The following is a 23,008-nucleotide window of genomic DNA, read 5'->3' as shown; positions in this document are numbered from 1 at the left end:
CGAAAATAACGCTTGATCAATAAAGGAGATTACTGAATTTATGTCTGAACTACTTCACGCTTTCGAAGCATGGTTACTGGATTATGGTATATGGGGACTAATTCTGGTTTCATTCGCTGACTCATCATTTTTCCCTATACCACCTGATGTACTACTGATCCCATTAGCGATTGCCAATCCGGATAGCGCATTGTTGTATGCACTTTATACGACTATCGCTTCCGTTATCGGAGCCCTTTTTGGCTGGTGGATTGGTAAGAAACTTGGACGACCGATCCTTGTGTATTTCTTCTCTGAAAAAAGGATTCAAAAAGTTGAGGAATACTTTAACAAATATGGAGCAATGGCTCTTTTAATCGCAGGACTTACACCTGTACCTTATAAGATCTTCACGATTTTCGCAGGGGTTTCAGGTGTTAAGATCAGAGTCCTTGTGATCTGGTCGATTATCGGAAGAGGAATTCGTTTCTTCCTTGAAGGTGCAATCATCTTAGCACTTGGAGCTAAAGCAAAACCTTTCATTGAAGAGAATTTTACACTTCTTACACTTGGTGCTGGTGGCGTCTTGATTGCCGTTTACCTTGTATACTTGGTAATAAAGAAGCGAAATAAAACGGTATAATCATAGGAAAAGAGAGCAAGGGGAGGAATCCCCCCCTTGCTCTCTTTTTATTCTGACATTTCAACCACAAATCGCAGATGCTTATTTAACACTTGGAGAGATTGCCTGTTTCCTTCATATAATTCCCCATCCATATCAAGCTTTTCATTCTGTCCAAGTTCGATATGGGCTTCCCTTGCTTGAATGTGCATAATATCATCATATTGTTCGCTGATATTGCCCGTACTTTTGATAACGAGAAATTCCTTTAATAACGGAAATCCGCTTTTCTTGACGACGTAAATATCCATCAACCCATCTTCCATATCAATGCATGTCGGCAGTGGGTTAGAGCCTATCGATCGTCCGTTAGCAGCCAATAGCATCACCACTTCCTCTTCAATCACTTCACTTTCAGTTGTTATCTTTACATTTAAGATGGGTGATTCCTGAATGGATTGAAACGCACTAATATAATAACTCAGTTTTCCGAGGACACTCTTTGATCCTACATCGATATTATCGCTCGTCTCTGCGACCAGCCCCGTTCCCCAGAAATTGCTGAAATACCGCTCGTCTGCTTTGACGATATCGATATCCTTTTCAAAAGGACGCTCGGTAATAAGTCGGACAGCTTGTCCAATATTCATGGGAATATGTAACGAGCGTGCAAAATCATTACACGTCCCTCCAGGGAGGATGCCTACCAATGGCCTTTTTTCTAAGACTGCCAATCCGTTAATGGCCTCATGGATCGTTCCGTCGCCACCCATAATGACCACCAGTTCATATTGATTACCGGTTTCCTTACAAATTCTTTCGGCATCGCCTTTCTCTTTCGTTTTATGAATAATTAAGTTCGTACAGATATCTAGTAAAGGGGGCACAGCATCCTTTAACAGAACTTCTAACGTTCCTTGACCTGCCTTCCCATTACAGACCAACAATATATCCGAAAACATCGTCATGAATATCGTCACCTAACTTTTAGAGTAGTAAATAAAAAGAGGCTGACCCAAAACGATGAGTGATGTCATCCTTAAAGGACCAGTCCTAATTCTTTCAGAGTTTCTGATTTATTTCTATAATATTCTTCATTTAGAAGCCCTTGAATTCTTGGGTCAACCTCTTTTACTATGCTGTATTGGAATCCTCTTGAGGGACTTGGAGAACAGATCGATAGGCAATTCCAAGACGCCCTTTAATATAACTTTCGGGGTCATAAGGAATATGGTGATTCTCCATTCGATGAATTTCCGTTTCTGCAAACATAGCTAGTGCACGACATACCTGATCTAACGCCATGCTTACACGATGAGGATCTGGTTGATCCCGGCTCATACAGTAGTATGAAATTTCATCTGCCTTCTTTCTGATTTCCTTTAATGCCTGTAAATCAAACATCATTCTTTCCATACCTACCCCTCCATTTCACTACTACTTAGTATATCGTGAAAAAAGGGAGAATATGTCTGTCCAACGTTTCTTGGGGAGTATGTTTAATAGTCTTGGGTTAACGTCTTAGGTAATGGCTGATACTGCTTCAGTGAATGAAGAATTTCACGTCTTGATTTCGTTTTTGAAATATTAACACCAACGTTCGACAATTTCGTAATCACTTTTTTTAAGCGATCGTTCTCCTTTACCACGTTATTCACCTCTTTTATAAAATGTCGTTACCTATTTGTACGTTTATTCTAAAGAAAAGTTTCACTTTATGGTTAATGGTTTTCCTTTTCCCTAAAAATGAAACTATAATCCTATTTCCACACTTTTTCTTAGAATATTTTGTCCCTGATTACACATTAATCATGAAAATAAAACGTTCTCGCTGAATCCTAAACTCCTATCGGTGTGGGATATGCCAAAGGAGGATCTTACGGGACACTAAATGATATTCAAGAAGGACTCCATGAAGGTCCGTCCCTCCCATTTTGAAAATAATGGCTGAACACATTGAGAATAGTTGAGTGGATTTGTCGAATAATAATGGTGTACTGCCAATTTGATTAAGGGGGAATTTACATGCAAGTACGTGATATTATGTCGACAAATGTGGAAGCCGCTTCAAATCAGGACTCACTTCAGAGCGTCGCATCTAAAATGAGTTCCAAAAATGTTGGTTCCGTTCCCGTTGTTGAAAACGGACAAGTTGTCGGTATGGTAACAGACCGTGATATTGCTACTCGTGGACTGACTCAAGGTGCACAGGGAAATGTCTCTCAAGTTATGTCACAGCAGGTCGTGACAATCTCTCCGGATGCCTCGGTCGAAGAAGCATCAGCTTTGATGTCTCAACACCAGGTCCGCCGTTTGCCTGTCGTGGAAAACGGACAGCTTGTCGGGATGCTGGCTCTGGGAGATTTGGCAGTACAACAGCAATCGGATCAAAGTGCCGGAAGCGCCCTTAGCGGAATTTCACAAAATCACCTCCGCTAACTAAGGCTACAGGTACTCACTTCTAAGCTTTCTTCATCCAAATAAGAGGCTATCTGAGCATAGCCTCTTATTTTGTGTTGTAGATTTAATGAAGGTCCGTCCCTCCATTCGACTTGTTAATAGGTCAGTCGGCATATTTTTCACTTTAAGGAAGGATTTTCTTGAATTGTGACGAATATGTGTTAATACAAATGATGTTTATGGAGGAGGAGGTTTTTTATGAGTCGTGCTGCACGATCGTATCGCAAGGAAGTACGTCATTTTAAAAGTGAAAACCGTAGAAAAGTCTTCGCCGACAGCATTCTTGATTTCTTATTTATGTTATTTGGTATTTCAATGATTACGGGTATTTTATTATTCGCTTTAGGATTCTGGAATTATTATTAATCCTTATTTCATCCTTCTATCTTAAAAGATCCTCATCAAGGCATTCTCTACTTAATATGAAGAATCATCATGTTGCCATGGACTCCTATGGCTTTTTTTGTGGGGAATACTGCTCTGTAAATCCTCACTGATTTTTGTATGTCCCTTCTTAATATTCAGTATTGATCAAAGATTAGCACTTATAAAAAATCTAAATAGTAACCGTTTTCAATGTTATAGTAAACCTTGTTATCTATTTTTAAGGAGGTTTTACTATGTGGTGGCGTTTTGACACTATCTTAATTCAAGAACCTATGGCAATCTTTTCTTATTTAGCTGCCTTAGTAGGTCTTGTGTTCATTCTTGGGGAGTCGAAGAATCCTTTCTTACAGAAGTTCTTTCACTATGCTCCACCATTAATCTGGACTTATTTCCTTCCGATGTTATCTACAACGTTTGGAATCATCCCGGATCAGTCATCTTTATATGACTTTACATCGGCTTACATATTACCAGTGGGATTATTATTGCTGCTTCTTTCAGCGAACGTTCCCGCAACATTAAAGCTTGGTCCAAAAGCGATTACGATGTTCCTTGCCGGGACTCTTGGTGTCGTGATCGGAGGTCCCATCGCTTTAGCCATATTCCAGCCGTTTCTTCCTGAGGACGCATGGACTGGGGTAGCGGCACTTGCCGGAAGCTGGATAGGCGGGAGCGCCAATATGGCAGCCATGATTGAAGCTACTGGTACACCGAAAGAAATCCTTTCTCCTATTATTGTCGTCGATACCGTTGTCGGTTATAGCTGGATGGGAATCATGATTGCCCTGGCAGGATTCCAGCATAAATTCGATAAATGGAACAAAGCGGATAACTCGATCATCCGTAAGGTGAATGAGGATATGGGCGAACTTCAACGTAAAAATGCCAAGCCCATCGAGGTTCCATACCTTGCTGCCATCATTGGTTTAGGTTTCGGTGTAGCTTACGTTGTACGAAAGTTCTCAGAAACGTTACCGGTCACAAATGTACTCTCTGCTGGAACGTGGACGATTATGATCATTTCTGCAGTCGGGATCATCTTCTCCTTTACTAAGATTCGCACCCTTGAGAACTACGGTGCAAGTAAAATCGGATACGCAGGAATTTATCTCCTGCTTGCAACGATCGGAGCAAAAGCCGATCTTGCTTATGTATGGGATTCCCCTCAATACGTTGCAATGGGGATCGTATGGTTAGCCATTCATGTGATCATCATTTTCTTAGTGGCACGTCTACTAAGAGCCCCTTTATTCTTCGTAGCTGTAGGATCTCAAGGAAATATCGGCGGAACAAGCTCGGCTCCTGTTGTAGCCTCAGTATTCCAGCCTTCACTTGCCCCTGTAGGTTTATTAATGGGGATACTAGGTAACGTGGTGGGAACTTATGCCGCCGTTGCATGCGCCTGGATTGCCGAATGGGTAAGCAGGACATTATAAATTATGTAAAGCGAGGCTGGAACAAAAGAGTATTTGTCTAAGTAAAACCGGAACTAATTTGCTTTCTTGGAGCAAAATTAGTTCCGGTTTTTAATTTGTTTAATATACATTTAGATTTTAGCTCTCTCCAGCGGTTGATTGGAGTGCAAGACGAAGACTCCTGCGGGAAGAGTAGCTTATGTGAGACCCCGCAGGCTTGCCGAGGAGGCTCACGGGCTACCCGCGGAAAGCGTAGTCTTGCACGGAAATCATTAGCGGTATTAAGAATCGTCGTTTTTTATGAAGCTTAAGCCCTGGTTCGTCATTGTCCCTAAATAAAAAAATAATTATTCCAACGGAGAGAAATATATTATTTTAAGATAATATATTCAATCACTACTTTGGACTCATTACTACAAAAGAAACCTTTATTACTATGACAAAATAGTTCGCCCTCCTAAATACCCGATTGGTAATATTTTAATATTCAGATAATAACTTGACTTTTATTTGAAATTTTCAGATAATATTAAACGTAACCGACACAAATTTCTGAGGGGGTTATCATGGATATTTTAAACAATTTAGTCACGGAAGCAAATTCAATATTATGGGGGTATATTTTAATAGGCGTACTCCTCATTTTAGGATTATACTTCACAATCGGATCTAAATTCGTTCAAATTCGCCACTTTGGTGAAATGCTTCGATTATTAGGAGATAAAGATGTGGTCGAAGCGGAAGGGGAAAAGCAAATATCATCCCTGCAAGCATTCTTTATTGGAGCAGGTACTCGAATTGGTACAGGTAATTTAGCAGGAGTAGCCATTGCCTTAGCAATTGGGGGACCTGGAGCGGTCTTCTGGATGTGGCTTGTCGCCATTCTGGGAGGAGCCAGTGCCTTTGTAGAAAGTACTCTGGCTCAAATTTACAAAGAAAAAGATAAGGTTGGATTCAAAGGCGGCCCCGGCTACTATATGAAGAAACAACTGGGCAAGCCATGGATGAGTTCGATCTTTGCTGTCACCATCATCCTTTCCTTTGGGACAACCTTCAATGCGGTTCAAAGTAACACCATCGCAACAGCTTTCAGTAATTCATTCGGAATAAATACGTTTGTTATCGGAATTGTGTTAGCAGGTTTGACTGCACTCATCATCTTCGGCGGCGTTAAACGCATAGCCACTTTTTCTTCCATCATTGTTCCGATCATGGCAGTCTTTTATATTGTTTTAGCTTTATTTGTAGTCATTACGAATATTACGGAAATGCCGGGAGTCATCGCACTTATTTTCAAAAGTGCCTTTGGATTCGAGCAAGTGGTTGGTGGCGGAATTGGTGCCGCGATTATGAATGGTGTAAAACGTGGACTATTCTCCAATGAAGCGGGTATGGGTAGTGCGCCGAATGCTGCCGCTACAGCATCTGTTTCTCATCCGGTCAAACAAGGTTTCATTCAGGCACTTGGTGTCTTCTTTGATACGCTGCTCGTTTGTTCTGCAACCGCGTTTATCATCTTAACTTCAGATGCGTACGGTTCCGGACTGACAGGTATCGAGCTATCTCAAGCAGCCATGTCTGAGCACTTTAACTCATGGGCAGGTATTTTCTTAGCGATTGCCATTTTCACTTTTGCCTTTAGCTCCATCATTGGAAGCTATTATTATGGAGAAGCGAATCTTCCATTCATTAACAATAGCAAGACTGGACTTCTGATTTATCGTTTCATTGCTTTAGGAATGGTGATTTTTGGTTCTGTTGCAAGTCTTGATATTGTTTGGAGCTTAGCAGACTTCTCAATGGCATTAATGGCTCTTACCAACTTAGTTGCCATCGGTATTTTAGCACCAATTGCTTTTAAAGCCTTGGACAACTATATGAGTCAGCGTCGACAAGGATTGGACCCGATCTTCTATGCAGATGATATTCCAGGTTTAAAGGGTGTCGAAAGCTGGCCAACACGTGGACGCGAGATGAGTAAAAAAGCTGTGAATGAATAAAGAATCCTACCGAACAGAGCAGGCTGACAGTCTGCTCTGTTTTTCTTTGTCATTTTTTTCTATTCCATTCTCAGGTATACTACTTATAGAAAGCTAGTTAAAGGAGCCTTACATACTATGAGTATCCTATCTACTCTTTTAGGGGTTTTATATGTTCTTAACTTAGTTCTCGCTGGCGTCATCATTTTCCTGGAGCGAAAAGATGCCGGTGCGACCTGGGCATGGCTTATGGTTCTGTTTTTCATTCCCCTTCTTGGCTTTATTCTTTATTTAATCTTCGGTCAGAACTTAAGCAGAAAGCGCTTATTCGACTGGGAAGATATGAAGAAAATCGGCATTGAAGATTTGATTCAAAAGCAGATCCACTCCCTGAAAGAACATCGATTCCCTTTTAAAAATGAAACGTCCTCCCGCTATCAGGACCTTATTTATATGCACCTCATGAATAATGAAGCTCTTTTGACCCAGGATAACGAAGTACAAATGTTCACCCATGGGGAGGACAAATTCGAGTCCTTATTGGAAGATTTGGAAGCAGCACAGGATCATATTCATATCCAGTACTATATCTTTAAGAAGGATCAATTAGGCAAGCGTATCTTAAAAAAGCTCACTGAGAAAGCAAAGCAAGGCGTAAAAGTCAGGGTTCTGTATGATGAAATGGGCTCCCGGCGGACAAGAAGAAGCTTCTTTAAGGAACTTCTTGCAGCCGGCGGGGAAGTGGCCGTGTTTTTCCCTTCGAAAGTTCCCTTCATCAACCTCCGCCTAAACTATCGTAACCACCGAAAGCTTGTGATTATTGACGGGAAAGTTGGTTATGTCGGCGGATTTAATATTGGAGATGAATACCTGGGCTTGAATCCTAAGTTCGGTTATTGGCGTGATACCCACCTGCGGATCGTAGGGAGCTCAACACTTGCCATGCAAACCCGGTTTATTCTGGATTGGAATCAAGCCAGCCGCTCGAAGAAGATCGCTTACGATTTACGATATTTCCCACAGCCTTCCTTTACTGGTCATGCCGGAGTACAGATTGTGACATGTGGGCCAGACTCAGAATGGGAGCAAATTAAAAACGGTTATATTAAAATGATTTCATCTGCCAAACGATCCATCTATATTCAAACTCCTTATTTCATACCTGATGTCAGTCTGCTGGATTCGTTGAGAATTGCTGCTCTTACAGGAGTCGATGTCCGGATTATGATTCCGAACAAACCGGACCATTTATTTGTGTATTGGGCGACCTATTCATACATTGGTGAGTTACTGAAGGCAGGAGTGAAAATTTATATTTATGATAACGGCTTTATTCATGCCAAAACCATTGTAGTGGATGAAACCATTTCTTCAGTTGGAACGGCAAATATTGATGTAAGAAGCTTTCGCCTCAACTTTGAGGTAAATGCCTTTTTGTATGATCAAACCATCTCTGAAAATCTGAGTGCTGTGTTCAGGAAAGATATTGAGAAGAGTAGAGAATTAACCATGGAAGAGTATAATAAAAGACCTGTGAAGATCAAAGTGAAAGAATCAATTTCAAGGCTCCTGTCCCCTATCTTATAGAAGAGATATCTAAGACGTTGCCATGAGTGCCTTGAAGAAGGCATAATAGAAGATATAATGCGTAATTGGTAGAGAGGGATGAAATCATGAGTGTACATAAAGACATTACGAAGCATTCAAGTAATCAAAATCAACTTGTACAACAATTTATGAAATTGGATGAGCGTAGAGAAAGAGCCATCGATGAAGCCGTTCAGCTTTGTTTGAATGATCAGCCGTTTACAACGGATGCCATTAATCATGTGACAAATGAAATCAATATCCTTGCCCGTCAAGGTGTCGTTCCACAGAGAAAGCTTGTCACAATTGAAATGGTGAAGGAATATGCAGCTAAATTAAAATAATCAGATGGTAGTTGAAACACTTCTTTTTCGAGTGTCAGACTACACATAAAAGACCTTGAGACGTCTAATCCATCTTCATGGCAGGCGTTTTCAAGGTCTTTTTCTTTGTATGTTGGAATTTATGCTTTTAATGCGCTATTCCACCCATCATATACAAATACAGGTTGTGTACCAATTTCTGCCCGTTCTATGACGACATAGTTTTTATGTGACACAACGGTTTGATCGTCGGGTAAATCCAGCTTCTTCGCAACATCCCTGTCCATTTTAACAATGACCGTATTTTCTCTTAGGGTAGTAACCACGCCATTGATTACATGTTTCTTTCTTTTGAATTGAACGGTATCTCCAAGGTTAGCATTATCTTTTGAGTACACGAATGTATTTTCCATTTTAATATCCCCTTTTTAATAAAATGTAATATGTTTCTAATCTAGGTTATAAAATTGAAAGAATTTTCTAATAATATTATTCTAACTGGTATTTATATAATTTTCAATGAATACTTATCCTTCTTCTACCACAATTTTTGTATATCAAAACCTTTTAAGAAAACTTTTTGTTTGCTTATTCTTTCTCCCTCATTATATCTATTGGCTACTAATATAGGAAAATTATTCCTTTTTACATTTTTTTACAAGACTCTGTCAATTCGTGTGTGCTGGATAGCCGAACGGGGTCTCGGCACGGAGCTTAATAAATGGCTCTTTTCACAAAGATTGTTGTTTTCTAGCATAAAATCTGCCAGGGCTCTGTCAAGCAGGTTTATGCTGGATGGTGAGGGGAACTGCTCCGCTTTCCGCGGACGTTCGGCCGAGCCTCCTCAGCTTCGCTTCCGGGGTCTCGGCACGACCGTACTTCCGCAGGAGTCTGCGCAGTTCCCCTCACCATCTTTAACAGTTTTTTCATGACAGAGCTTCAAGGTGTGCAAGAAAACAAAATAAATAGAAAAAAATAATTCTTCTTCCTTAAAAGGAAATTCAAAGTTTACTTACATTTAATAAGATTGTTTGCTAAAAAGCTTGTTTAAATGGTTTTCGATTTAGGATTCATGCTTAGAAAGTTGATTGGAGCGGAAGGAGGCTCGACTCCTGCGGGAATAGCTGGACAGGTGAGACCCCGGAGGCGCAGCCGAGGAGGCTCACCGCCAGCCCCGCGGAAAGCGAGCATCCTGGAGCGGAAATCAACTATTACTTTCTCCTCTACAATAGCAACAAACTATACGAAAAGAGACCAATAAAAAAACGCCTGAAGAGTCTGTTCTCTTCAGGCGTTTTGATGTATTAATAAGCGAGTGCATTTTTCTTTTCTTCTTTCATGAGGACGAAGCAAAGGAAAATGCCTAAAAGGGATAGTACAGCGAAGAATAAGTATACCGTGTAAATGGAGTACGTTTCATAGATAAAACCGCCAACAAAGGTACTGAACCAGTTCCCCAGTCCGTTTCCGATTGCTGAATACACCGTAACGGCCGTTGCTGTAATGTGGGAAGGCGTGATTTCTTTAATGTACCGTAATCCGGCTGGAATAAACAGGCCAATGGCAAGACCTTGCATGACAGCCGATGAATAGACAAGCCATAGACTAGGTTCAGTAAAGTAAAAGAGCCAGCGGAGCATGGAAGCAGCACCTGCCAAGGCAGCGACGGTTAACAAACCGAATTTATCAATCCATCCACCGGCGATCCTCATAAAGGGGACCTCCGATAACACTGCAATCAGGAACGCAAGACCAATCCCTGCATACGTTCCACCTGAGTCTTCAACAAATAATCCAAAATACACATTGTTTGCCAGATTCGGGCCGAACACTAAGAATGTGACCGCTAAAAAGATAAGGAACTTTTTCATCGTGAATAATTCCTTCATCCCTGCCTTTAAATCAAGCTTGGCTGCCGCCCTCTCTTTCGGAAAACGGAACGAAAGGAATCCGGATAGGACTAAACAAATAAAGAAAGAGTAAAAAATGATGGTAGGCCCGATGAATCCTTCTGAAAGTCTTCCCATCATAAAGACTGCGATACCAAAGCCCAAAGAGCCGAACAGGCGGATATTTCCATAGTTATACCGGACTTTACTTGTATACTTCAAGCTTATACTATCGGATACAGGAATGATCGCACTTTGGAAGATTGCAACTAGAATGGCCACGATAAGCAGGCCATAGTAAAAGTCCATGAACAAGTAACCGAGTGCAAAGATCCCTGCTACTAAAGAGGTTAAACCAAGAACCAAGGTGGGACGATTGGTCGTGTCACTCACCATTCCCCATATAGGCTGGAAGAAAATCATCATAATGGGGCCTACAGACATGATCGTTCCAATCTGATAACCATTTAAGCCCACACTTTCGCTCAAATACACACTGAGTAAGGGATATAAACTACCAACACCGAAGAACGTCAATAAATAAAATCCTTGTAAGGTAAAAATTTGATTTCGTACAGTTCTTTCCACTACCGTATCCCCCAAGATGTTTTTTGTCTTCCTTATAGTAGACCTTGAACGGTCAATTGTCTATGAGTTTATACCTTATTATGGATAAAATCATACTTTTGTTGTTGGTAAGGAAGGAAATAGACTGATGTCCATGCTACAGAAAAAATTCCCGTTTGACTTTTTCCAGTAAACCCTTTAAAGTATGGAAGTATATTTAAATCAACTAAATACGATATTCTTCTTATCCAGAGAGACGGAGGGACTGGCCCTGCGATGTCTCGGCAGCGGACTCATATTGAGTGCTGTGCCACATCCAGCAAGCGAAATGCTTGAAAGATAAGAGGAGTGTTTCGTTCTTTTGAAACCTCTTCTTATTTTGGAAGAGGTTTTTTGTATGTTAGTAAATTGGACGTCAAAGGAGTGTTAGGAATGAATCAAGAAAGAGGAAATTTATTGGCGTTACTGCCTTTGATCATATTTGTTTCACTGTTCCTTGGAGCAGGCATCATTTCGGGAGACTTTTATGCGTTTCCTGTACTAGTATCGATCATCATTGCATCTGTGGTAGGTCTTGTGATGAACCGAAAAGAGACATTAACGGCTAAGATTGAGCGTTTCGCTAAAGGAGCCGGTCACCCTGATATCATGATCATGGTCTTTATCTTCCTGTTAGCAGGAGCATTTTCCGGAGTGGCTGAAAAGATGGGGGCCGTTGATTCAACCGTAAACTTCGCCCTATCCGTGCTCCCTGGTAACTTGATCATCGTTGGATTATTTATTATTGCTGCTTTCATATCATTATCAATGGGTACGTCCATGGGAACGATCGCAGCACTTGCGCCAATCGGTGTCGGGATTAGTTCAGGTACAGATATTTCCATGCCCCTTGCGATGGCGACAGTTATTGGAGGAGCGATGTTCGGAGATAACTTATCATTCATTTCAGATACGACCATTGCAGCTGTTCGTACTCAGAAAACGGAAATGAAAGATAAATTTAAAGTGAACTTCTTCATTGTATTACCTGCTGCAATCGTGACAATGGTGATTCTCCTTGTTCTTACTATGGGGAATCAATCAACTGTCGGAGTGGAAAGCTTTAATTGGATTAAAATTCTCCCTTACCTTGGAGTTATCATCGGTGCTCTTGCAGGTTTAAATGTATTTGTCGTTTTGTTAGGCGGAATTGTTTTAGCTGGAATCATTGGATTCATAGATGGAAGCTTTACTCCAGCCAGTTATTTCGGCAGTGTGGCCGATGGAATGACAGGGATGGCAGAGATCGTGATTCTATCCGTACTGATTGGCGGAGTTGTCGAACTCATCCGTTATAACGGCGGTATTCAGGCTTTACTATATCATGCTACACGCAAAATCAAGTCTCCTCAGGGAGCACAGCTTGCTACTGCAGGATTAGTGAGTTCTACTAACCTTTGCACAGCAAACAACACGATTTCAATCATTATTGCCGGTCCACTTGCCAAATCGATTAGTGAAAACTATGGAGTCGATGCCCGTAAATCAGCCAGTATCCTTGATATTTTCTCTTGTTCGATTCAAGGGCTGATCCCTTACGGAGCACAGGCCCTGTTAGTGGCTGAAGTCGCGGGCATTTCACCGGTCAGCATTATCCCATATGCCTTCTACCCTATCTTGATTGCTGTTTGCGGTTTGATTGCCATTCGATTCGCACTACCGAAATTCACACGTAAATCAGCACCGGAAGCAAACTCGGTTCGATCTTAGTAAATGATAGTAGAGAGACAAATCCTTTGGGGTTTGTCTTTTTTTTGAGCTAAGAAAAAGCAGATTCCGTTTCCGGTAATCTGCTCACTTTTTATAACAAATCATTTACATGATAAAGCTTACCACTTTCGATTTCGCTTTCTGTTACGAGTTTAACCAGTGCATTAGCGACCGTATCCGTTTCACGAAGCATCCCTTCCTCTTTGTAGCGCTGAAAGGATTCTACATCGGCAAAGGCTTCTTTAGAGGAGGAACGGATTTCTCCCTGCATATCCGTATCCATGACACCCGGGCTGAAGGCAATCACTTGATGGCGGCTATGCTTTTTAGAAAGCTCCAGGCTTACGGTTTCCGTCAGCATGTTCACGCCGGCTTTGGTTGCGCAGTACGTACTCCATCCGTGAACAGGACGACTTCCTGCTCCTGAGCTGATATTGATCATGATCATCTTCGATTCGGAACCCCTGGCTGCTTTTAGCATCTCATTGGTGGAGATCATTGGAGATAGTAAATTCACATGCACACTCGTTTCAAGGGCTTGAGTTTCTACTTCACCAGACGGATTGATTGGTGTCACCACACCGGCATTTTGGACAACATAGACTCTGTCCGGTTGATAACCAAATACTTTTGCTCCCACTTCCCGGAAGACCGCTTCTGTTTCTCCTGATTGTGCAAGATCGCATGGAAAGAATTCATACGATACATCCTTTTCCCCGGCAAGTTTTTGCAGTCTTTCATTATCCGATCTGGAAACATTGATCAAACCTATGCCTCTTTTGATAAATAGCTTGGCGATCGACTCGCCCAAGCCTCTTGTTGCTCCCGTCACAATTGCATAATCCATATCGACTCATCTCCTTCTTACCTTCTGATTATAAGGGAGAGTCTTCTTTTAACAAAAAAATAAGCATTGGTTTAACAGAAGATTTACAAAGTAGCGGTTTCCAAATTAAGGGAAAGAGCACGCCATCAAGGCATGCTCTCATCAATCAAATGATATTCAGGTATTAAATCTGACAGTGGTACAATGGATGCTTTTTTCTCATAAAGAGGAAGAAACTCTTCAAGCATGGTGGCAATCTTGATTCCTGTGACCCCGACATGACCAATGGCAATGGTGGAAGTGCCACTGTCTAATTCTTTAGAAAGAAGCTTGGCTTGCTTTCCTATATGCTGGATGGAATAGACATCATCAAAGAATAATTCGTTCTCAAGATAGGGAACGTCCAATTCTCTTGCAAGCTTCGGAATGACACTCTTTCCCGTTGTTTTACTATCCAAATAAAATAGTCCCTTCTCCTTGCATACCTCTAATACGGTCCTCATGACCCTCTCATTGGCAGTGGCCCTTGAGCCCATATGGTGATTGACGCCTACTGCATAGGGGACCTCTTCGATCGCCTTTTCTACTCTATTCCGAATTTCCTCATTTGAAAGCGAAGTGGTAATCGCTCCCGGGCCTAGCCAACTTGCTTTCCCGGACATCGGTTCCATGGGTAGATGGACGATGACCTCATGCCCACGGCCGTGTGCCTTTTCTGCATCTTCCCTTGTTGTCGGAAGAAATGGCATAACGGCAATGGTCAAGGTGACGGGTAAGTTCAGAATCTCTTCCGTTCCCTTCATATCGTTTCCTAAATCATCAATAACGATCGCGAGTTCATTATGATGGGCTGGAAGGGGCAGGATGTTTCGGGCTGAAACGGATGCATGAAAAGAGAAAGTCATTAGTAACCAGATGAACACGATTCTCATCTCTCATCACTCCTTTTTCTTTATCATGTCCATTTTGAGGAGGATATACGAAAGAGGTCCGTCCCTGGGGAGAGTGTAAATAAAGGCAGGAAGCTGATTCTCTCTTCCTGCCTTTTGGTTTATGAGGTCCGTCCCTCATCCCAGCCTTTGGTGGGGCGGTCGCTGGGGTAGCCGTTGGTTTGGCGGTAGTTTTTTCTTTGGGTTGTGAAGTCCCACCAGTTTTTGGTGGATGCCGGGTTGTTTGCGTGGTGAACGACGCACCTGAGGGAGTCTTCCACGCATGGGTCCATCCAGACGCCTTACTTCTTTTCTAGGTCTATAATGAGATCTTCCCCTTTTTCATCCTTAATGTCTTCGTAGGTATGAAAACCAAGGTCTTCAACAACATTATGCGCCATATTCGGTCCGATCGACGGAATTCGTTGGAAAATGGACATGCCGACTAAGTACCGGGCTCTAGTCATAGAGATGTTTAGTTTTTCACTTAACACATCGGGAGACAGTTCGAAGATGTCTCCCAGTCTGATCTTCTCTTTACGAAGTGCCGATCTTTCCTCGTCGGTTAGTGGCAATTTAGGACTCTTTCTACTCACTCTCAATCTCCCCCTTTAACCCTTAAAGGATTGTTGTCGAACCAAATGAAAGTCTTCCGTCACTGGACGGTAGGTTTTCTTCTTGACCAGCTTATGTTTATTCTTAATTGGAGTGTTGTTCACCAGTACCCCTACCTTTGTTTGCTGGATTTCCTTCACACCTTGCACAATCAACTGCATGGCGATGATGGCAATCATAAATGCCGCTAACGGAGCAATGACAATCCAGTACTTTCCGGTCATCAGGGAATCTTTGGTGGAACTGATCAGACCTGACCATTCAAATGTTCCTGATTTCGGAGGATCGGGTACCAGTCCTCCTGTGATGATCGTTCCCCCCAAGAACAGATGAAATAATCCCAGATGCACTAGAATGAGAAGCGTTTGGATAAACTGCTGTCCCCATATAATAAATAATCTAGGTGCCAAATGAGGGAATAGATGCGTCCACAGCAAATGTCGATTACTTCCCCCTAAGAGCTTCGCCGACAGAACAAAATCCTGTTTTCCTAATAACTTCAGTTCATTCCCTATTAACACCGTCGTTAACGGCAGCACAAGAATCGTCAAGACGACAGCTTCAAAAACGAGTCTTTCAAAGATGGAGTGATCCCATCCTAAAACGGGCAATCCCCAAAGAACAGGTCTTAATAGAAGATACGCAATAAGACTCAAAGGCAGGAAATGAATGGAATCCACCATCCGATCAAGCCAATTCTTCCTATTTTCTTTCAGATGAAAATGATAGGCTACTCCAAGATAGAATCCACCTATCACCCTTAGAGACGCGACAACCAGTGCAAAGAGGAGGGTATACTTTGCCCCGACAATCAGTTGGTCGAGGATGCTATACCCGAAGAAATCCGAGCCCAGGATCATCTCTCCGAATGGCTTATGTGGAGGGGCACTGATAATTCGTCCCTCATCGTTCTTCATAAACTGAATTTGTTTAATCGGCTCATCTTTCAGTATTGGATAAAGGAAACTGAGAGCAATCAAGAGAAAGATGACACTAAACCCGATAGCAAACTTCCCATTATGCATATGCTGCCACCAAAGCCGTCTAATAGTAGAAAGCCAGCTCCATATCTTCCATTCTCTCCACTTTATTTTATCCTTTTTATATTTGGTATGATCGACGCTTCCCTCCCGATTGATCCATAGATATACACCTTGATACACGACAAAAAAAGGCGTGTATATCATAATCAGTGAGATGGCTATGACCATTGGTCTGAAGTCCTGGACGATATAATACGTGATTCCTCTCATATTGAAAATCGTTTCAATGATGAATAAGCTAGAAAGCATCCCCCATATGATCAGCTTTCCATGATAAAACAGACTGGGAGAAATATTTTTCAATACGTGAGCAAAGAGAATTCTGCCTTTCGACATTCCTTTACTTTGGGCAAATTCAATATGTGGTTTAAGCATTTCTTCTTCTGTAATAAAAAGAAGAATTCGAAAGAAAGAGATCATGGGAATGATCGATAATGTGATGATTGGTGCAAGAAAGATCTTTTCTTCCCCATACTCCGTGAAATTCATCAGTTCCACGCCAAAATATTTAATTACATAGACAATGAGAAGCTGAAGCATAAACGCAAACATTAAGTCAGGCACCGTCTCAAAGAGGTTTAATACTTTCTTTAGAGAAGACGTAACCCATTGGGGCAAAAACACTGTGAAAATGGTAAGGATGAAGGCTATTCCCAGGCCTAAGCCCAATGCTCCAGCGATAATCTGTAAAGAATACAGATAAGGTCCCCAAAGCATGTCCAGAAAATCGACGGTTATCCCTTTATAGGAATAGCTCCAATTTTCCCCGTCCATAAATACAAAAACAAACTTAAAAAACTCTTCCAAGAACCCGACAAAATTATACAGACCCTTCTCCTTAAATACTTCAGGAGCAATACTCACGGCTAAAATACCGATTAATCCGAGAATATAATAGAACATAAATTTCAGCGGAAATGTGAGAAGCCTCATACCCTGATCCCCTTTTTTTCTCTTTTTCCTCAGTTTAATGGAAATGTTAAATATTTTCAATTTTATTTTAATTCGGACAATCTCGCAGCAGATGTCCACGAAAAAAGGTGACTCCTACATTTCAGAGTCACCCTTCTCATTTAAGCTAATAATCGACTCGGCCTTCCCAGATAATAGCCTTGCCCGATTGTAATCCCAATATCCTTTGCCACTTGCATATCCTGTTTGGTTTCAATGCCTTCTAACACAATTAGCGTATCCTTACCATAGAATTGATTAAAAAAGGAAAGGAATCGTTTTTTCTTATCGTCTTGAGCCAGATTCAAAGCAAAATAGCGATCCAGCTTAATGATTTCAGGTTCATATTCAATGGATTTCTTGATGGAGGAAGTCCCTTGACCAAAATCATCAATCGCATACCAAACACCATATTGCTTAAGTTCTTTGAGAGACTCTTTTAATAGTGGGTTCTGCCACAGCTCTTCAGCACTCGATTCATTAATCTCCAGCACAAGCCGCCCCTTTATATCAGGGTGTTTCTTCATGAGATCATAAAAATAGGTATGAAAGCTTGGGTGAAGAATCGTCGTGATATAAATATTAAGAAATAACTTACAGTTTTTCAGTCCATTCTTTGAAAAGCTTTCAAGAGCTTTTGAAATGGATAACGTATCAAGCTTATACAAGATATTCGCTTTCATCGCAGACTGAAAAACACTTTCGGGATTTTCGTTATACTTGTTTCGTAACAGGCCCTCATATGCATAGAGGGTTTGATGCTCGCCCATTTCATATAAGGGCTGAAAATCATGATAAATATAGTCGTTTTGAAAAATAGTAAAGATATTCATAGGACCCCTATACTCTCTATAGTTTATAAAAAAACCACACAAAAACGTATTCCTACGTTCGTATGTGGCCGGTTGCGCTACTAGCTCCCCTAAATGTAAGCGCCCATCTATCATTTAGGTTCAAAGCTCCCATTCGAATTGTCAGTATATGATTTTTATCTCACAAGAAAAATATACCACAAACATAGTACTTATGGTTTATTTTTTAATTGATTATTAGAAAATTCTCAAAAATAATTATCTTGATACATAAGAATTCCCCTTTACCCAGAACCTCCACGGATAATCCCTGGCTTCACCAGTATTATCAATCCCGATTCGTTTTCCCTCCACGATGTCTTCAGGCCGGTATCCCTTTGAGATGATGAGAGGGGGTTCCAGGAAGCTGCCCCCGTAATCCTCCATGGTTATGCCTAATGCTTTTGTCAGCTTTCCCGGACCATTTGTCCAATTTTTTTTCACATGACCCGACCTTCTTCTTTCCATTAGCTCCAAGCCGTCAAGGGGTTCGACCGCTCTAATGAGAATCGCTTCGGGTTTTTCTTTTTCCCCGCTCACTACATTGACCAGGCAGTGAGTATGCATAACATATGTATAGATCCTGCCGGCTTCATGAAACATGACTTCCGTCCGCTTCGTCCGTCTATTTCCATAGCTGTGAGCCGCTCGATCTTTTGGCCCTAAATACGCTTCCGTTTCCACTATATAACCTGAAGCTGTTCCCTCCTCCGTCTCTTTCACTAACAAACATCCCAACAACGACTTAGCAAGTTCCAAAGTGGGCTGTTGGTAAAACGAAAGAGGCATAGGGGTATCATTCATGACTGTCACTTCCTTCAACCAAATAATTCGTACGCATATGTATGGTATACCCCATAAGTTTGATGCTTAAATAATATTCTAATAAGAAAAAAGGTTTATGTCTTATTTCATCAGTCCATAAAGCAAATCTAAAGGTATCGCTTCCACTTTCCTTCCATTCCTGCCCGTTGTGGTTTCCGCTTTACAGAGAGAGTTCCATATGGCTTCTTCTACGCAATCGACTGTCATTTCAAATAATGTAGAGATGATCGGTCCGTCTTCTTTAATGAAACTGTAAGGAATCGTGTTATCACTCGAAGGCTGATGTGGAATGCGATGTGCAGTAGAAAACGCAAGAACAACATCACCACTCCCATGGGCTGCATACGAACCAGTTCTTGAAAGGCCGAATGAAGCACGCTTCGCCAATCGTTTAAGCTGCCTTTCATTTAGAGGTGCATCCGTCGCCAGGATGATCATGATTGATCCATCTGGCGTATTTTGATCCTCCCCTATGTTAGGAATGGGAAGCCTTAGATCTCTCTTCTGACCGAAATTCGTTAATACGAGGGCTCCCACCGTATACTTCTCATCACCAAAGGCATACTCCCTGGAACTCGTTCCTATACCACCTTTATACCCTAAGCAAAGCATTCCCGTTCCCGCTCCTATGCACCCTTCATCGACGGGTCCCGAATGTGCGTGAAGAATGGCTTCCCTGGCATCCCCAGCCTTTACATGCAGGCCGCGGATATCATTAAGAAACCCATCATTGCATTCTCCTACAACTACATTTACTGTGCCAGTTGTGTCGCCAATTTCAGGTGTTTCATCCAGCATATATTGAACCGTCCCTTTTAACACATCCCCAACGGAAAGAGTATTCGTCAAGAGAATCGGACTTTCAAGGACACCAAGTTCCTCCATTTGAATCGTCCCGACTGTTTTTCCAAAGCCATTGATTACATGGCAACCCGCCCATACTTTATCACGATACAGATTGCCCCCATGAGGTAAAATCGCCGTTACTCCTGTTCGTACCACGGTACCTTCATGCTCATAGTGAAGGGTTTTATGTCCGACCTTCACTCCCTCAATATCGGTAATGCTGTTATACTTCCCACTTGAATAAGAACCGATACTGCCTCCCATTTCCCGTAATCTCTTTCTTTCCATTGATGGAAAACCCCCTTTTTCTCTTATCAATACTATTCTGGTCAAAATCACAAAACCCTCTTTAACAGTGAAGCAAAACCTATTTTTAACAGGATAAAGAGCATCTGGAGAGTACATATTAAAGACTGTTAAATGCTTGTAAAAGCCAACTAAAAATATTGGAGGACCTGACATGAAAAAACGATTTTTTTCCATTACAGCCTGCGCTGTCATCCCATTTATGCTGATGACTGCCTGTAACAATAACGATGCAAACGATAATCTGATGGACACACAAAACGTGAATTACGATCCTGTTACGTATGATAATAACGGCGGGGATCGGATGGATGGAATGCAAGGAAACCAAACGGCCCTTCACCGTTTCATGGCTCCTATAGACCCAAATGGGGGCTTACGCGAGTTCACTCACTTAGATCCCGGTGAGGAAAATGCTCCAGGTAATAAAGAAGCACGTCAGCCGAATCAGCCTGCACAAGAACCGAATACAGCACAGCCGGAACCACCAGCAGAGGGTCAGCCCAAACAGGATGCACAGGCACCAGATGCAAGTGGATTTGTAAAGCAGGTAGTGGATTTAACCAACCAGGAACGTAAGAAGAATGGACTTGGTGCCTTGAAGATGGATGGAGAGTTAGCGAATGTGGCAGAGATGAAATCAGAGGACATGAAGGAAAATGACTATTTCTCTCATACATCCCCAACGTATGGATCTCCTTTTGAAATGATGGAAAACTTCGGGGTGGATTACTCCACGGCAGCTGAGAACATTGCCGTTGGACAAAAAACGCCTGAATCTGTCGTCAATGCATGGATGAACAGTCCCGGACACCGCAAAAATATCTTAAACAAACAAGTCACTCATATTGGCGTGGGAACGGCGAAGGATCCCAGCCAGGGAATATATTGGACGCAGATGTTCATCGCGAAATAAAGGCTAAGACCGGTCACCTAAGACCGGTCTTTTTCTATTACATAACCCGCACGGACTCGGCCTCTGGTCTGATTCAAAAATAATCCCATGGCTCATTGTGATGAAGCGGCAGCTGCATTAAAATAAAACTATAAAATGGAAAAACAAGCCAAAGTGAGGGATTTTAATGAAAAATGCTTTTGCCGTGATCATTGCACTGCTTGCACTTGGAACGCTATACGTCATCCTGAATGACAATACATCGCTATTTGCCAAAGAAAGTCAATCTGGGGAACGGGTCGGGGTAACGAATAAAATCGATCACATCGATCTTAAAATGGAAGGCAGCGACACTAAAGTCATTCCCACGGATCAGAATGAAGTTAAGGTTGAGATTGAAGGAAAAGGAGCGCTGACTTTAGCTAAAAAAAGTGACACCATTGAAGTCGCTGTAAAGCATAAATGGTATGAATGGATAGGATTCAACCGCAAATCAAACGTAATCGTGTACATTCCAAAAGAATATGATCGAAGCATGGAAATCGAGATTGGTTCCGGTAACCTGCAATTTGCAGGAAAATCCGAATCGAATCGAATGAAGCTGGATGAGTTATCCGTTGAAATGGGTTCCGGAAACATGACTCTTGAAAATTTTGAGACGAATGTATTCGAGCATGATGGTTCTTCAGGAGACTTGGTCGTGACTGCTCTCTCCACAAAACAAGGGAATGTGGATATCAGCTCTGGGGATGTAGAATTGTCGAAGTATGAAGGTCCACTGGAAGGTGACCTGTCTTCCGGAGAATTAACGGTCGAGATGAAAACTCTTAGTGGTGATATGAATTTTGATGTAAGCTCTGGAGGGGTCAACCTGGACCTGCCGGAAGACGCAAGCTTCACACTGAATGGAAAAGCAAGCAGCGGAGACATCTCCTGCAACCTTCCATTAAAGAATCAGAAGATAGAAGATGGCGATCTTTCAGGTGTGGCCGGGTCTGGTAAATACACCATCGATATTTCGGTTTCGAGTGGGAATGTGGATATTTATTAAGGAAAAGAGTGTCAGGCTTGGCCTGACACTCTTTCTCTTATTTATGGTGAAAGGGGCATTTGCCCTCGATCGGTTCCACGTCGTCTCCAATGAAGTATTGCTTCCATTCACGGTGTTCAGGGTCCCCGTAATGACTGATATTCGGATGCTTCGGTAAGCCGTCCCACTTCTCGACCCGCTCCCTTACTTTCTCACGGGACATAATGCCACCTTTTGACGTTCCTTCCAACCCTTCAAAGATCCTTCTCGGCTGAAATCCTAATACCAAGCTATTCCCAAGGTCTCTCGTCTTTCGCTGCTTATAAGCAGGAGCATTCCCAAACACGAAAAACGGCTCCCCGGCAAACGAAAACGCCCACAAATGATGATCCGGATCCTCCGGATAACCCTCCGGCCAAGCCTCCTCATCCTCATCATGAAGAAACTGAAGAATCTTCCAGAAATACTCCCGGTAATGAGGGACGGACCTCTCCTCATCCTCCGGTTCAACAAATAAGAAGAATCCGTGACGAATCAGCCGCTCACCTTCTGGTACATCGAACAAGTCGATAAACTCTTGAATGGTTTGGGGCAGATGTTCCCAATTATCGTGACTTATATACGAGTAGCGAAGCTCCCCTTTTTTCTCTCCGGTCATACCGAAGTAACAAGGAAACGTTCGATCTGTAACAACTTTATGAAACATCTCATATTCATCGATCACCCATTGGGGGACAAGTTCAGGGTTTTTCATATCTTCTTTTGTCAGCAATAAGCTTTCGGCTGCCATTTCCTCCACCTCACGATATTCAGATGGTATGCTTTTCCCGAAGAATGATGGGTTAAAACAATTTCCGACAAGAAGTTATCAAAAGCGACTTTATGCACATAATTAAATTCTAAAACCGGGTGGAATTAGATAAATAGATAAAAG

General features: G+C 42.0%; 22 protein-coding genes, 1 pseudogene and 2 riboswitches. Of the genes and pseudogenes, 10 read left to right on the top strand and 13 right to left on the bottom strand.

Translation table 11 applies throughout. The features are described 5' to 3' along the window. The first annotated feature begins 40 nt into the window (after positions 1-40). Positions 41-622 (top strand): YqaA family protein, encoded by a 582-nt coding sequence (locus tag ACQKFO_RS22070; RefSeq protein WP_427601098.1) that lies wholly within the window; start codon positions 41-43, stop codon positions 620-622. Between the two features lie 47 nt (positions 623-669). Here the strand turns inward: ACQKFO_RS22070 and ACQKFO_RS22065 are convergent, their stop codons facing one another. The 3 genes from ACQKFO_RS22065 to ACQKFO_RS22055 form a co-directional block, all read right to left on the bottom strand. Then, positions 670-1,569 (bottom strand): diacylglycerol/lipid kinase family protein, encoded by a 900-nt coding sequence (locus ACQKFO_RS22065; protein WP_427601096.1) that lies wholly within the window; start codon positions 1,567-1,569, stop codon positions 670-672. A 166-nt stretch (positions 1,570-1,735) separates the two neighbouring features. Continuing rightward, on the bottom strand, positions 1,736-2,017 hold the full coding sequence (locus tag ACQKFO_RS22060; RefSeq protein WP_427601094.1) for a hypothetical protein: 282 nt from the start codon (positions 2,015-2,017) through the stop codon (positions 1,736-1,738). 83 nt (positions 2,018-2,100) lie between these two features. Continuing rightward, positions 2,101-2,250 carry an Lmo0850 family protein gene (locus ACQKFO_RS22055; RefSeq protein WP_181778163.1) on the bottom strand — a complete coding sequence of 50 codons (150 nt, stop codon included), beginning with the start codon at positions 2,248-2,250 and terminating at the stop codon, positions 2,101-2,103. A gap of 376 nt (positions 2,251-2,626) precedes the next feature. On the opposite strand from ACQKFO_RS22055, the gene ACQKFO_RS22050 reads away from it, so the two are divergent. The 6 genes from ACQKFO_RS22050 to ACQKFO_RS22025 all read left to right on the top strand — a co-directional run bounded on the left by ACQKFO_RS22050 (position 2,627) and on the right by ACQKFO_RS22025 (position 8,773). After that, positions 2,627-3,040: a CBS domain-containing protein gene (locus ACQKFO_RS22050; protein WP_113970217.1), complete on the top strand. Its 414-nt coding sequence runs from the start codon at positions 2,627-2,629 to the stop codon at positions 3,038-3,040. Positions 3,041-3,259: 219 nt separating this feature from the next. Beyond that, a complete protein-coding gene (locus ACQKFO_RS22045) occupies positions 3,260-3,427 on the top strand; it encodes a hypothetical protein (RefSeq protein WP_427601091.1) in 168 nt (55 codons plus the stop codon). Between the two features lie 254 nt (positions 3,428-3,681). Continuing rightward, on the top strand, positions 3,682-4,884 hold the full coding sequence (locus tag ACQKFO_RS22040; protein WP_427601089.1) for a DUF819 domain-containing protein: 1,203 nt from the start codon (positions 3,682-3,684) through the stop codon (positions 4,882-4,884). 545 nt (positions 4,885-5,429) lie between these two features. Beyond that, positions 5,430-6,863 (top strand): alanine/glycine:cation symporter family protein, encoded by a 1,434-nt coding sequence (locus ACQKFO_RS22035; protein WP_148996514.1) that lies wholly within the window; start codon positions 5,430-5,432, stop codon positions 6,861-6,863. A gap of 117 nt (positions 6,864-6,980) precedes the next feature. Next, positions 6,981-8,429, top strand: coding sequence for a cardiolipin synthase (gene cls / locus ACQKFO_RS22030; RefSeq protein WP_427601087.1), 1,449 nt, complete (start codon positions 6,981-6,983; stop codon positions 8,427-8,429). 86 nt (positions 8,430-8,515) lie between these two features. After that, entirely contained in the window at positions 8,516-8,773 is a 258-nt protein-coding gene (locus ACQKFO_RS22025; RefSeq protein WP_427601085.1) for a YpbS family protein, read from the top strand. Between the two features lie 119 nt (positions 8,774-8,892). Here ACQKFO_RS22025 and ACQKFO_RS22020 read toward each other — a convergent pair whose 3' ends face one another. Beyond that, positions 8,893-9,165, bottom strand: coding sequence for a DUF2187 family protein (locus ACQKFO_RS22020; RefSeq protein ID WP_427601083.1), 273 nt, complete (start codon positions 9,163-9,165; stop codon positions 8,893-8,895). An 891-nt stretch (positions 9,166-10,056) separates the two neighbouring features. Further along, positions 10,057-11,229, bottom strand: coding sequence for an MFS transporter (locus ACQKFO_RS22015; protein ID WP_427601081.1), 1,173 nt, complete (start codon positions 11,227-11,229; stop codon positions 10,057-10,059). A gap of 220 nt (positions 11,230-11,449) precedes the next feature. Then, positions 11,450-11,554, top strand: a riboswitch (SAM riboswitch). An 86-nt stretch (positions 11,555-11,640) separates the two neighbouring features. Between ACQKFO_RS22015 and ACQKFO_RS22010 the strand changes: the two genes are divergently transcribed. After that, positions 11,641-12,957, top strand: coding sequence for a Na+/H+ antiporter NhaC family protein (locus tag ACQKFO_RS22010; RefSeq protein WP_427601079.1), 1,317 nt, complete (start codon positions 11,641-11,643; stop codon positions 12,955-12,957). Between the two features lie 91 nt (positions 12,958-13,048). On the opposite strand, the gene ACQKFO_RS22005 is transcribed toward ACQKFO_RS22010, so the two are convergent. The 7 genes and pseudogenes from ACQKFO_RS22005 to ACQKFO_RS21975 all read right to left on the bottom strand — a co-directional run bounded on the left by ACQKFO_RS22005 (position 13,049) and on the right by ACQKFO_RS21975 (position 20,131). Next, positions 13,049-13,804, bottom strand: a complete 756-nt coding sequence (locus tag ACQKFO_RS22005) for a (S)-benzoin forming benzil reductase (RefSeq protein ID WP_427601078.1) — start codon at positions 13,802-13,804, stop codon at positions 13,049-13,051. A 125-nt stretch (positions 13,805-13,929) separates the two neighbouring features. Continuing rightward, positions 13,930-14,715, bottom strand: coding sequence for a divergent polysaccharide deacetylase family protein (locus ACQKFO_RS22000; protein WP_427601076.1), 786 nt, complete (start codon positions 14,713-14,715; stop codon positions 13,930-13,932). A 119-nt stretch (positions 14,716-14,834) separates the two neighbouring features. After that, positions 14,835-15,179, bottom strand: a pseudogene (locus ACQKFO_RS21995) (helix-hairpin-helix domain-containing protein). A 144-nt stretch (positions 15,180-15,323) separates the two neighbouring features. Beyond that, positions 15,324-17,303, bottom strand: a complete 1,980-nt coding sequence (locus tag ACQKFO_RS21990) for an ABC transporter permease subunit (RefSeq protein ID WP_427601075.1) — start codon at positions 17,301-17,303, stop codon at positions 15,324-15,326. Between the two features lie 140 nt (positions 17,304-17,443). After that, positions 17,444-18,154: an EAL domain-containing protein gene (locus ACQKFO_RS21985; RefSeq protein ID WP_427601074.1), complete on the bottom strand. Its 711-nt coding sequence runs from the start codon at positions 18,152-18,154 to the stop codon at positions 17,444-17,446. Between the two features lie 57 nt (positions 18,155-18,211). Next, a riboswitch (cyclic di-GMP riboswitch) is annotated at positions 18,212-18,292 on the bottom strand. Positions 18,293-18,391: 99 nt separating this feature from the next. Beyond that, positions 18,392-18,976: a DNA-3-methyladenine glycosylase gene (locus ACQKFO_RS21980; protein WP_427601072.1), complete on the bottom strand. Its 585-nt coding sequence runs from the start codon at positions 18,974-18,976 to the stop codon at positions 18,392-18,394. A 102-nt stretch (positions 18,977-19,078) separates the two neighbouring features. Next, positions 19,079-20,131: a P1 family peptidase gene (locus tag ACQKFO_RS21975; protein ID WP_427601070.1), complete on the bottom strand. Its 1,053-nt coding sequence runs from the start codon at positions 20,129-20,131 to the stop codon at positions 19,079-19,081. A 172-nt stretch (positions 20,132-20,303) separates the two neighbouring features. On the opposite strand from ACQKFO_RS21975, the gene ACQKFO_RS21970 reads away from it, so the two are divergent. Then, a complete protein-coding gene (locus tag ACQKFO_RS21970) occupies positions 20,304-21,065 on the top strand; it encodes a CAP domain-containing protein (RefSeq protein WP_427601068.1) in 762 nt (253 codons plus the stop codon). A gap of 166 nt (positions 21,066-21,231) precedes the next feature. Continuing rightward, entirely contained in the window at positions 21,232-22,095 is an 864-nt protein-coding gene (gene liaG, locus ACQKFO_RS21965; protein WP_427601066.1) for a LiaG family protein, read from the top strand. A 37-nt stretch (positions 22,096-22,132) separates the two neighbouring features. Here liaG and ACQKFO_RS21960 read toward each other — a convergent pair whose 3' ends face one another. After that, positions 22,133-22,864 (bottom strand): YqcI/YcgG family protein, encoded by a 732-nt coding sequence (locus tag ACQKFO_RS21960; RefSeq protein ID WP_427601065.1) that lies wholly within the window; start codon positions 22,862-22,864, stop codon positions 22,133-22,135. Positions 22,865-23,008 lie beyond the last annotated feature (144 nt).

It is taken from the genome of Rossellomorea sp. NPDC071047, assembly GCF_050270195.1.
In the GTDB taxonomy this organism is placed as follows: domain Bacteria; phylum Bacillota; class Bacilli; order Bacillales; family Bacillaceae_B; genus Rossellomorea.
This window is presented reverse-complemented; position numbering and strand designations above follow the sequence as displayed.

Bases quoted from the DNA above. Each gene is read 5' to 3' on its own strand.
- ACQKFO_RS21960 (WP_427601065.1), bottom strand. From the start codon at position 22,864: ATGGCAGCCGAAAGCTTATTGCTGACAAAAGAAGATATGAAAAACCCT.
- liaG (WP_427601066.1), top strand. From the start codon at position 21,232: ATGAAAAATGCTTTTGCCGTGATCATTGCACTGCTTGCACTTGGAACG.
- ACQKFO_RS22040 (WP_427601089.1), top strand. From the start codon at position 3,682: ATGTGGTGGCGTTTTGACACTATCTTAATTCAAGAACCTATGGCAATC.
- ACQKFO_RS22060 (WP_427601094.1), bottom strand. From the start codon at position 2,017: ATGGAAAGAATGATGTTTGATTTACAGGCATTAAAGGAAATCAGAAAG.
- cls (WP_427601087.1), top strand. From the start codon at position 6,981: ATGAGTATCCTATCTACTCTTTTAGGGGTTTTATATGTTCTTAACTTA.
- ACQKFO_RS21980 (WP_427601072.1), bottom strand. From the start codon at position 18,976: ATGAATGATACCCCTATGCCTCTTTCGTTTTACCAACAGCCCACTTTG.
- ACQKFO_RS22005 (WP_427601078.1), bottom strand. From the start codon at position 13,804: ATGGATTATGCAATTGTGACGGGAGCAACAAGAGGCTTGGGCGAGTCG.
- ACQKFO_RS22010 (WP_427601079.1), top strand. From the start codon at position 11,641: ATGAATCAAGAAAGAGGAAATTTATTGGCGTTACTGCCTTTGATCATA.
- ACQKFO_RS22035 (WP_148996514.1), top strand. From the start codon at position 5,430: ATGGATATTTTAAACAATTTAGTCACGGAAGCAAATTCAATATTATGG.
- ACQKFO_RS21975 (WP_427601070.1), bottom strand. From the start codon at position 20,131: ATGGAAAGAAAGAGATTACGGGAAATGGGAGGCAGTATCGGTTCTTAT.
- ACQKFO_RS22045 (WP_427601091.1), top strand. From the start codon at position 3,260: ATGAGTCGTGCTGCACGATCGTATCGCAAGGAAGTACGTCATTTTAAA.
- ACQKFO_RS22070 (WP_427601098.1), top strand. From the start codon at position 41: ATGTCTGAACTACTTCACGCTTTCGAAGCATGGTTACTGGATTATGGT.
- ACQKFO_RS21970 (WP_427601068.1), top strand. From the start codon at position 20,304: ATGAAAAAACGATTTTTTTCCATTACAGCCTGCGCTGTCATCCCATTT.
- ACQKFO_RS21990 (WP_427601075.1), bottom strand. From the start codon at position 17,303: ATGAGGCTTCTCACATTTCCGCTGAAATTTATGTTCTATTATATTCTC.
- ACQKFO_RS22025 (WP_427601085.1), top strand. From the start codon at position 8,516: ATGAGTGTACATAAAGACATTACGAAGCATTCAAGTAATCAAAATCAA.
- ACQKFO_RS22000 (WP_427601076.1), bottom strand. From the start codon at position 14,715: ATGAGAATCGTGTTCATCTGGTTACTAATGACTTTCTCTTTTCATGCA.
- ACQKFO_RS21985 (WP_427601074.1), bottom strand. From the start codon at position 18,154: ATGAATATCTTTACTATTTTTCAAAACGACTATATTTATCATGATTTT.
- ACQKFO_RS22020 (WP_427601083.1), bottom strand. From the start codon at position 9,165: ATGGAAAATACATTCGTGTACTCAAAAGATAATGCTAACCTTGGAGAT.
- ACQKFO_RS22050 (WP_113970217.1), top strand. From the start codon at position 2,627: ATGCAAGTACGTGATATTATGTCGACAAATGTGGAAGCCGCTTCAAAT.
- ACQKFO_RS22065 (WP_427601096.1), bottom strand. From the start codon at position 1,569: ATGACGATGTTTTCGGATATATTGTTGGTCTGTAATGGGAAGGCAGGT.